Source organism: Mesorhizobium sp. M1328 (assembly GCF_040318075.1).
Classification (GTDB): domain Bacteria; phylum Pseudomonadota; class Alphaproteobacteria; order Rhizobiales; family Rhizobiaceae; genus Mesorhizobium.
Genome location: NZ_JAMYLO010000053.1, coordinates 1 through 9,444 on the forward strand (window position 1 = coordinate 1; position 9,444 = coordinate 9,444).

The 9,444-nt window shown below is 57.8% G+C and carries 8 protein-coding genes; 5 read left to right on the forward strand and 3 right to left on the reverse strand.

The features are described 5' to 3' along the window. The 3 genes from NKH23_RS33850 to NKH23_RS33860 form a co-directional block, all read right to left on the reverse strand. The coding region (locus NKH23_RS33850; protein WP_352917442.1) for a transposase at window positions 1-97 on the reverse strand (97 nt) is incomplete at its 3' end. 616 nt (window positions 98-713) lie between these two features. Then, entirely contained in the window at window positions 714-1,406 is a 693-nt protein-coding gene (locus NKH23_RS33855) for a class I SAM-dependent methyltransferase (RefSeq protein ID WP_352722116.1), read from the reverse strand. A gap of 521 nt (window positions 1,407-1,927) precedes the next feature. After that, on the reverse strand, window positions 1,928-2,770 hold the full coding sequence (locus tag NKH23_RS33860; RefSeq protein WP_352722118.1) for a hypothetical protein: 843 nt from the start codon (window positions 2,768-2,770) through the stop codon (window positions 1,928-1,930). Between the two features lie 616 nt (window positions 2,771-3,386). On the opposite strand from NKH23_RS33860, the gene NKH23_RS33865 reads away from it, so the two are divergent. The 5 genes from NKH23_RS33865 to NKH23_RS33885 all read left to right on the forward strand — a co-directional run bounded on the left by NKH23_RS33865 (window position 3,387) and on the right by NKH23_RS33885 (window position 9,373). Next, the gene (locus tag NKH23_RS33865; protein WP_352917439.1) at window positions 3,387-5,441 is read left to right on the forward strand and encodes a hypothetical protein; all 2,055 of its coding nucleotides are present in this window, start codon (window positions 3,387-3,389) and stop codon (window positions 5,439-5,441) included. Window positions 5,442-5,673: 232 nt separating this feature from the next. Continuing rightward, the gene (locus tag NKH23_RS33870; RefSeq protein ID WP_352722121.1) at window positions 5,674-6,954 is read left to right on the forward strand and encodes an O-antigen ligase family protein; all 1,281 of its coding nucleotides are present in this window, start codon (window positions 5,674-5,676) and stop codon (window positions 6,952-6,954) included. Beyond that, on the forward strand, window positions 6,951-7,907 hold the full coding sequence (locus NKH23_RS33875) for a glycosyltransferase family 2 protein (RefSeq protein WP_352722123.1): 957 nt from the start codon (window positions 6,951-6,953) through the stop codon (window positions 7,905-7,907). The genes NKH23_RS33870 and NKH23_RS33875 overlap by 4 nt, the downstream gene beginning before the upstream one ends. A gap of 12 nt (window positions 7,908-7,919) precedes the next feature. Beyond that, the gene (locus NKH23_RS33880) at window positions 7,920-8,879 is read left to right on the forward strand and encodes a class I SAM-dependent methyltransferase (RefSeq protein WP_352722124.1); all 960 of its coding nucleotides are present in this window, start codon (window positions 7,920-7,922) and stop codon (window positions 8,877-8,879) included. Window positions 8,880-8,935: 56 nt separating this feature from the next. Continuing rightward, window positions 8,936-9,373 (forward strand): transposase, encoded by a 438-nt coding sequence (locus tag NKH23_RS33885; RefSeq protein WP_352722125.1) that lies wholly within the window; start codon window positions 8,936-8,938, stop codon window positions 9,371-9,373. Window positions 9,374-9,444 lie beyond the last annotated feature (71 nt).

The window sequence follows — 9,444 nt, forward strand, 5'->3', positions numbered from 1 at the left end:
TCCCATGCTTGCGCGCCAGGTCGCCCGCCTTCGCCCCCGCTTCGTGCTCACGCAGAACCGCGATGATCTGCTCTTCCGTAAACCGCTTTCTCTTCATCAGTCCTCCTTCAATCGAGGCCGGACTCTAATCTCAGATGGAGGAAATTACCCGTGGCAGGTCAGTCGCAGATGCCAGGGTATGGTCGACTTTTCCTCACAATTCGATCCATGCTCGACCAGGTGCGGGCATGGCTTCGGGCTTTGGCTTGAATTTGTCGACCCGGCAATGCGGCAGGACCCCGAGATGAAGGCGTTTACACTCCTGCCGTACGATGATCGGGGGCCTTGCGGTGATGCAATCTGCGAGACGGACGACTACGCGGAAGTTGCCGGCGTGTACACCCCTGCAGCTTGCCGCTGCCGGACGCCTTACAGCGCGAAAGAATTTTGACCGCCTGATTGAGGCCATCCGAAGGCTCCAAGACCGCGGAATTTCGGCAAACCTCGATCTTTTACAGCGACGGCCCGGAACGGCAGGCTCTTTCGTGCAAGGCGGGCGAGCTCGGTGTTGGCCGGTCTTGGATCCTGACAGCAACCCCGAGCAATACGAATTCGCTCTCGACTACGTCCTTGATCTTGAGCAAGTTCTTCGGTGGCCCGCTCCGATACCAGCATATGCCGCCAATTCAGCGTCTCACACTTGAAAGTTAATTCGTTGAGACCTCACGGTGGTGCTACTTGTCATGCCGTAAATCAGCAGGAGCGCGCGCGGTGACAGCCGTATGAAACCTTCCAGTCCTACATGCCTTTAAGAAAGCCGCAGCTTTACGAAGGGCCGAGTCCTTCGGAAAGAGCACACCGAGCCTTCCACCTTCAGAACCCGGAAGCATGCGGGCCGCAATCACCTCAAAGCCAAGCACCGTAAGCAGATTGCCCAAGGTGAGCGGTGTCCAAGAATGCAGATGCATGTGGGGATTGTTTGACCATGAGCGATGCTGCGGGGCAATGATCGGCATCTCGCACGGTACGAATACCTTCATTTCGCCAGAGGGCTTTAGGACGCGCAACATTTCCAGGAGCACCGTCGACGGGCTGTCAACATGCTCGAGAGCGTGATAGCTAATGATTTTGTCTATCGTGCCGGACGGGATATCCGCAAGTGAGCCAACAACAAGGTCCAAACGCGCAGACGCTTCCTTAACAGCGGTCTCGTTGATCTCTACGCCAATTCGCTTCACCGCTGGCAAGCACGAGAGGATACCGCCTGTGCCACAGCCGAAATCCAGAACGACGTCCGCGTGGCTGCTGAAACCCTCGAAAAGCCTTGCTCTAGACTTCTGGACGGTATCTGTTCGGTAACTGCTCCGCTGCTCAAAATACCGCGCGCCTTTTAGACGTGTATAGAGCGTATCGGATCTTGAATGCATCTACTAACACTCCACGGATCAATAGCATACGGTGAAACTGGCTGGGAGTCCAAGCGCCTTCGGGCAGGCCTTGCGAAAGCGCGCTCTGGAGCGCGCGCAGAATAACGGCCTGTCTGTTCCGGGCCGGGATGATAACCGCGATGTTCATGCTGTTCTAGTCTCATCATCCGCCCGAGACGGAGCCACGCTTGTGGCACCTTGCCTCGTGGTAGTAGGTGGAGTAGCGCGGGTAGAGGGAGCGCCCTCCGTTGCTCTTGCAAAGCCAGATCCAGCACATCTCCAACCAAGTCGACGTGGGGCTGTTCCACCGTCCGGAAGTGGGCGGTCGAGGAGCCGATATTCAGGCAGGGATTCATTGCTTCGCTCGGAAGCGAAGCCAAGATCGTCTGAACGTGCTTGGCTTCATTCGGACGCATCGGCGAGCATGCCCCATCCGCTAGTTACAGTGTGCGAGGGTCTGTCGCCACAGGCCCGCATCGTTATCACCGTTCACCTCGTCGTTTGCTCCATTCTGTGCGAATTCAGGGGCCCGGGCTGCTCCACCGGACCTCGTACAGGGTCTCCATGACGCCGGAGCCGTACCTGTTGAAGTCCTTCAGGTCCTCGCTCGTCAGTCGCTCGATCGCAGCAGCGTTTATGTTCTCGGCCAGGAGTGACGCCCAGTAGCTTTTGTCCACTATGCGCATGGTGCGACTTGCAGACGCGGCGGCCTCCTGACCGGGCCCATAGCCCTTTGGCTTGTGAATATAGGCGTCCTCACGGGGCCGCGGCAGCGCCAGGCGCCCGTACAGGCGATCCAGAAAGCGGAGAGGATGGGCAACCATATCCTCGAACCTGACAAGCAAGTAGTTGTCTCTGGCAGCCTGTTCCTCAAGCATCTTGCCGGCAATGTGGCTGTAGACTCGACCCGCCATCATGGCCGGCACCCCTCGGCGCTTCCATGAATCGCAAAGGCCGTACCCGTTCCTCACCAGCCCGACGAAGATCGTCTCTTCGAACTGCTTCTCGATTTCAGAGTTCAGGAAGATGTCGTACTCAGTCACCTTGAAGAGGACGTGGCGCGCGAGCGCGAGATCGAGCCCCCTTTCCTTCCGCAGCTGGTAGTCAGCGGCGATCGACGCTTGGATGCTTCTTTCCAGACGCTTCTGAAATCGCTTCGCGTAGAACACTGACCTGGAGGCAAGCTTGCCCGCTTGGACTCCCAGACGCCGATAGACCTTTGGAGGAAGATTCCAGCCGCCGTTGTAGTAGAACTGCCAAAACTCATCGAAGGTCATGAGGACGCCGGGCGAAGAGCCGATCATATTCGCCAGAATGTTCGACCCGCCGCGGCCGAAGGAATTTATGACAATGGCTCGATCCATTCTGGGGTCCAGGGATTGCGGTTCGGTGCGCTATTTGAACTGTCTGAGTGTATTGGGCGATAGTATTTCCTAACCCTCGCGTCGTAAAGGCTCGTGTCACTGTACCTGTAGCGCGCGTGTTTTTGGTTATCGACCATCGTCAGGAGCGTACCACACGAAAACGCATGGGAAATCCGATTTCCGAAGGAGGTACTAGGACGGGCGGAGTCCATCACATTGAACTCGCGGGAGACGACCGGAACCAAGTGGGTTCCGGCGCGCGGATAGATCTTCGGAGCAAGCTGGGCCCCTTGTAGCAGAATTGCCAGAACTTGTCTGCGGCCATCTTACGTCGAGAGAGAGGCAGCGATCATGTTGACCGTATGTTCGAGCCCCCTCGACCGAACGAATGACGATAACGGCTCGTTCCATAAGTACCTCGATGCTCGCAGACCACTCCGTTTCGAAGGATTCTGTTGCCCTTCGGCGCGCCGCAGGGCGTCATTGAAAAGCCAAACTAAAGCGGCGAATTGTTTTGCGAGGAGAAGCGCAATAATCGGTAACGGGCGTCCTGGTGCAGCCTTAGCTCGAAACCAGCGGATATTGGCGCGACGTGAGATAGGTAAGGCACACGATAATGACCCACCGCATTTCTCGCCGGGATCTGGCACGGGCCGCATGCGCCGCCCTTGTGCTGACGGCATCCGGTCGCCCAGGACGGGATGCTCGCGCCGCCGGTCCAGCGCAAGGCTCGCAACCGAAAGCTCACTCCTGGCATCCTGGTCTGTTCCCGGAAATGATCGTGAAATCTTGGTTTCAGGAGGACCTGGCCGAAGGCGAAGTCTCCTCGTGGCAATCCGGCGGTGTGAAGCCGGTGGCTGCGGTGCAAGCCGAGCCCACCCTGCGCCCGACAAAGCTTCCGAATAACGGCGGCGTCCTCTTCAAAAAGGACACGAAACAGGCGTTGACTTGGCCCGTCGATAACGATGCCCCGTACCTTCACCGCTGGTGGTTCGTGATCGCCCGGTGCAATTCGGCAGTCAACGCCGATGCGAATAACGTTTCCGTTCTTTGCGTCAATGGAGCGGAGGGTGGCCCGCTGCATCGCCAGCCGCAGGTCTGTTTCAAGCCCTCGGCAGGCACATTCGTTTCGCGGCTCCATGACGGCAAGCTCAAGAGCGAGGAAGGGCAATGCTCGAAGGATTTTGGCGACTGGAATGTCATGGTCGGGTACCGCCGCGGATTCGTGATGCAGGCCGTGGTGAATGGGGTCAAGACGGCCGGCCAGACGATTTATGCTTTGGCACCCAACCGGATGAAATCGCAGAGCTTCATGGGCGATGTGAACAATCCGATGAGGGCCGAAGTCGCGATCGACTGTGTCATCATTGGACAAGGTGAACTAAATGACTCGCAGATCGACAAGCTGATCGGATGGGGGATGTGGCGCGTCGGCCGGCAATCCGCCCTGCCCGACGATCACCCCTATCGCCAGAGCCCTCCTTCAGCCGTGGATGCGAACGACAAACCGGCACGTTATGAGTTCGATTCAGCCTCGTGGGCGTCCTGGGCAGCCATTGGCAATGAGCGATACGCTCATCGTGGTGAGGCGGCGCCCCCGATCCGCGGTTATTCAACGGTCTTTCTTGACGACTTCGATTCCGGAACGATTGTCGATGATTACAAGGGCGCTCAAGGCAGCATCTGGTATGCGCCGACCCATCTCGCGGGCGTCGGTGTTGACGCCAATGCCCAGCGGGTCTCGGCGTCGCCGTCCTCCTATGTGCACGACGCCGCCAGCCACACGCTGGCGCTCCGGCTCTTGTACAAGCGCCGTTGGAGAACAGGTGCGTTCTCTTCCGTGAACAACAATGGCCAGGGTCGGTGTTGGGGAAAGGGGATCTTCGAGATCCGCGCCAAACTACCGAAGATCGCAGCGCCCCGCCCCGGATTTTTTCCTGCCTTTTGGGCGTATGGCAGGGAGCATCTAATCTGGCGGACGCGTAATCGCCTTGAGACTGACTTTTGGGAATATGACGGTCTCAATGGGGCCTATATCAACATAAGCCAGCACGTCCACAAACCCAGACTCGATTATGCAGGTCCAAATCTCGCGCCACGTGGCATGCACCGGAAAATCGCCGGCTATCAAGTCGATCCATCAAATGGCTTTCCAGCGACGATCGACGTATACGATGGCGAATTTCATACTTGGTACGCACAGATCGAGGATGATTATAGTTATTTCGTGATCGATGGCTATGAAGTGGCGCGCGTTCCGACGACGCCGGAACTCACAGCGAAAAAATACATCATAGTGGATTTCGCTTACGATGAAAAAAAGGGCCGCGCTCAACCGGACCTGTCGCAGACGTATGACATGGTGATTGACTATATAAGGGTCCGGCAGACGGAAACGGATCTGGCTAGGGTCCCGACGGGGTTCAGCGCGTTGCCGGCCTTCTCGGGCCAGGCTTCACCGGGCCAGGCGCTGACCGTCGTAGCGAACGTTATTGCGTCGCAAATTGAGTGTCTATGGTATCGTGACGGCGTTCCGATCGTGGGCGAAACCGGCACAAGCTATGAGCTCAGCTCGCGGGATGTCGGGCATAAGATTCGCTGCCATGTTCGCGCGGTCTCTGTGCTCGACCAGCCAGAAGCCTGGACCCCGGAAAGCGAGACCGTCGGCTAGGTGTTTGATTAGCAGTCCTGGCCGCAAACTAGAAGCGGGAGGTTTCCTAATCCGGTAGGAACATGATGCCAAGCTTCCCCTCCAATACGGCATCGCGGGTTCCGCTTACTGGTGAGACACGCGTGCGGCATGGCGGAGTCTTTCTCCGCCTGCCGGCATTGACACATCCAACAAGGTTCTGTTTCCCGGAAAGAGAACGTGTTAAAAGAATATCGCGCCGCGAGGGGCTGTGATGCGTTATCTCCTCACATTCGCGATACTAAGCCTCTTCCTGCCAATCAGGCTCGAGACGGGTCTTGTATTGCTGCGTCCGTTCGAGCTGATCACATTGCTGGCGCTCATCAACGGCCTGGCCACGGGGCGTTGGCAAAGCTTGGCTTTTCCAGCCGGTTTTCTACTGCTCCTGCCCTTCTTGGGCTGGCACATGGTCTCGGCCTTCAGCGTGGGCATAGAGAATGGCCTGCGCGAGCTGTTGCAGATGTCAGCCGTGGGCGCCTTTGCGTTCGCGCTCGCACAGGAGACCAGACGGCTTGAGACGTACAAGACCGTGAACATCTTGCTTTTCGGCATGGTGTTGATCCTCGCCTATACGATCGCCTGGCATGTGGATCATGGCTACCCGGTCGGTTGGAAGCATCTGTTCGATCCAAGGCTCGTGTTCACCTTCCTTCCAATTGCGCTCGCGGGGCTCCTCCTCTTCGCCAACCGGGCCAAGGGGCGCACCCTTTGGTTTGTATGGGCAGGGCTACTTCCCCTGCTCGTGCTATCTGGGGAACGCAAGGCGTTTTTGATCTATCTCTTTCTGACCGCTGCACTTCTGACGCGCGGAAGGCTCACTGCGATGGTACCGGCGATCGTCGCCGGCTTCGTGGCTCTTCTTGCGGTGTCGACCATGGTGGACAACCCCTATGTCGAGAAGCAATTGCAGTCCATGCTCGATCCGCTGAGCATGGGGCAGTACGAACACCTGGCCGCAACGGGGAAATATGCCCCTGGAGACACGCCGAGCAATGTCCAGCGCTCGTTTTCCTGGACTCTGTCCAGACGGCTCATCTCCGAACATCCAATAATGGGCGTGGGGACGAACCAATTCAAAAATATTATCGATACTGAGTTCCGCGATCTTCCTGCCGAGCTGCGGCTGGGAATCCATGGCGAGTTTCAACGCATCCTCACCGAGAACGGCATCATTGGGCTCAGCCTCTACGTTCTGATATGGGTCGCCGCATGGTTTCGGTTAAGCCGTGCTCTAAGCTGGGCACTTTTTCACGGATTGATCGGAGCGGCCCAGGCACGGCTTCTGCCCCTCATGTTCCTTGTTCCCTGCGCCTTCTACGTTGGAACAGAAGCCTCAGGCACACGAGCTTTCGTCACGCTGATCCTTGTCTCGCTCCTGCCGGAATTGACGCGGCACGGGCTTTGCCTATCATTGAACAGGGCGCGGAGGAGTCACCCGACAAGCATGAGGCATCCTCGATTTCTTGGGCGCCCCTTGCCAGGAAGCACAAGATGAGTGTTTCGGCTATCATGACATGCCACAATGAAGAACGCTTCATTGTGCAGGCAGTGGAAAGCGTGATCAATCAGACCGCATCGAACCGCATCAAAGAGATCATCATTGTCAATGATGGCTCGACGGACGGCTCGACGGAAGTGATTGCGTCGCTGGCCGATCGGGAGCCGCGCATACATGTCCTGACGGCGGCGGGTATTGGGCCTTCATCGGCGAGGAACCTTGCCCTCAGGCATGCTACCGGTGATTTTATTGCAATTCTCGACGGCGATGACCTCTGGGCTGAGGACAAGCTTGAGCGTCAATTGACCGCCTTTGGCAATGGCTGCAAGGCAGGTCTTGTCTATGGTGATTTTGTCGATTTTTCCGCTCCGGATCTTTCCGATGCTCTACACGTCACCGTTCGCCGCTATCGCGCGGACCAATGCGATACGCTGCCGACATATTTTCTGCTTGATGGGCCGATTGTTCCTTCCAGTATCGTTATGCGGCGGGAGATTGTCGAAGATATCGGGTTATTCAACGAGGCATTCAGGGTTGGAGAGGATACAGAGTTTTGTATGCGCGTAGCCGAGCGTTGGACATTTCAACATGTGGCCGGAGCCCTCGTCTATAAACGGCGCCATGGCTCGAACACAACCCGCAGACTCGACGCGCTTCTGTCGGTCGCCGAACGCCTCACGCGAGAATGGGTCATGCGACGGCCGGAGCTTGCGCACCTCGCTCGCCGGCGCAACGCGCGTTTGTACGCGAAAGCCGGCAATGATTGCGTGGCTCAAGGCGAAAAGAAACGCGGAGCGCGCTTACTCATTCGCGCGATGCGGCACGATCCATTGTCCTGGCGGGTGTACGTTTACATTTTCCTTTGCGCCCTGCCGAGGGGCATGGATCCGCAGGTGCGCCGCGCAGCCAAGCTATTGTTCTACCGCGCCTTGCGCAAAAGACTTTGCTGAGGGCTCCTAAAGATGCTGGCGGAATGGCGAGAGTTCGAGCATCTCATGCGGCAGCCCGGGAATCCTTCCGTACCGATTATTCTGTACCGCAACGGCAGGACCATAACGGAGACGAAATCCGAGCTCTCTGATGCGCGAACGGCCGATTATCCGGTTGTGCGTGGTCAGCCCGCACTGATCGATTTCTCTTGCAGTCTCGTGCGTGCCGATGTGCTGACGGCAAGTGGCATCTCACCCATAAAGAGGCGACCGAACTGGCTGAGGATCACCAAGGGATGGCTCTTCGGAACTGCGAATCTCAGCGCGCAAAACGTTGTCAGCTTTCGCGATCACATTCTCTCGCACGGCGTTGAGTGCCCCCTCGTGCTCATGATCGGCGCCGCAACCAAGGGCGCGGGGACCGACGGACTTTATGAAACCGAGGCCGTCCGACAGATTGCATTCGACATCTACCCGTCCGCACACACGCATTTCATCGCGGACGCCCATCAAATTCCGCTTGCCAGTGGCTCGGTGGACGGCGTCTGCATTCAGGCGGTCCTCGAGCATGTGATTAACCCGGAACAGGTCGTTTCAGAGATATCCCGCGTGCTCCGGCCCGGCGGTCTCGTCTACGCCGAGACACCATTCATGCAGCAAGTGCATGAGGGCGCTTATGATTTTACGCGCTTCACTGAGGTCGGACATCGCTGGCTGTTCCGGAATTTCGAAACGATCAGTCGCGGAGCGCTCGGTGGACCCGGCTTGTCACTCTACTGGGCGGCGAAATATTTCCTACGTGGCCTTACCCGGAGCCGGCGGCTTGGTGACGTCTTGAGTCTTCCCTTCGCGCTGGCCGCGCTCATGGACGGCATGATCGGAGAGGATCACAAGATCGACGGCAGCAATGGGGCCTATTTCCTGGGAAGGCTCACCGGAACCAGTATCTCACTAAGCAGCATTGTCGACGAATATCGGGGCGCTCAACGCTAGGAGCCTGTCCGAGTAGTCACTGGTCAAGTTGGGACGAGTCTGATTCCTTGCGGACTATGAGCAAGGAATTTCGCCCCTGGAAGATCGATGAGGCACAGCTTCTGCCGCCGAGCGTGAAGGACTACGTGCCCAAGAACCACCTCTCTCGGCTGATCGTGTCGCTGGTGAGGGAGGAGCTTGATCTATCCGCGATTAGCGGCAGTTACACGAGCGTGCTTGGTCAGCCGCCGTTCGATCCGCGCATGATGACGGCGCTGCTTTTGCAGGGCTACGCGAGCGGCCTCTACTCCTCACGCCGGATCGCCAAGGCTGCCTTGGAGCGTGCGGATTTCATGATGATCGTGGCGGGCGACCCGCCGGACTTCCGCGCGATCTCGGACTTCCGCAAGCGGCACTTGCCGGCGCTGGCCTCGCTGTTCGTGCAGGTGTTGAAGCTCGCCGAGAAAGCAGGTTTGGTGAAGCTTGACCTGCCACGGGTAATTTCCTCCATCTGAGATTAGAGTCCGGCCTCGATTGAAGGACGGACTGATGAAGAGAAAGCGGTTTACGGAAGAGCAGATCATCG

Bases quoted from the DNA above. Each gene is read 5' to 3' on its own strand.
- NKH23_RS33855 (WP_352722116.1), bottom strand. From the start codon at position 1,406: ATGCATTCAAGATCCGATACGCTCTATACACGTCTAAAAGGCGCGCGG.
- NKH23_RS33860 (WP_352722118.1), bottom strand. From the start codon at position 2,770: ATGGATCGAGCCATTGTCATAAATTCCTTCGGCCGCGGCGGGTCGAAC.
- NKH23_RS33865 (WP_352917439.1), top strand. From the start codon at position 3,387: ATGACCCACCGCATTTCTCGCCGGGATCTGGCACGGGCCGCATGCGCC.
- NKH23_RS33870 (WP_352722121.1), top strand. From the start codon at position 5,674: ATGCGTTATCTCCTCACATTCGCGATACTAAGCCTCTTCCTGCCAATC.
- NKH23_RS33875 (WP_352722123.1), top strand. From the start codon at position 6,951: ATGAGTGTTTCGGCTATCATGACATGCCACAATGAAGAACGCTTCATT.
- NKH23_RS33880 (WP_352722124.1), top strand. From the start codon at position 7,920: ATGCTGGCGGAATGGCGAGAGTTCGAGCATCTCATGCGGCAGCCCGGG.
- NKH23_RS33885 (WP_352722125.1), top strand. From the start codon at position 8,936: ATGAGCAAGGAATTTCGCCCCTGGAAGATCGATGAGGCACAGCTTCTG.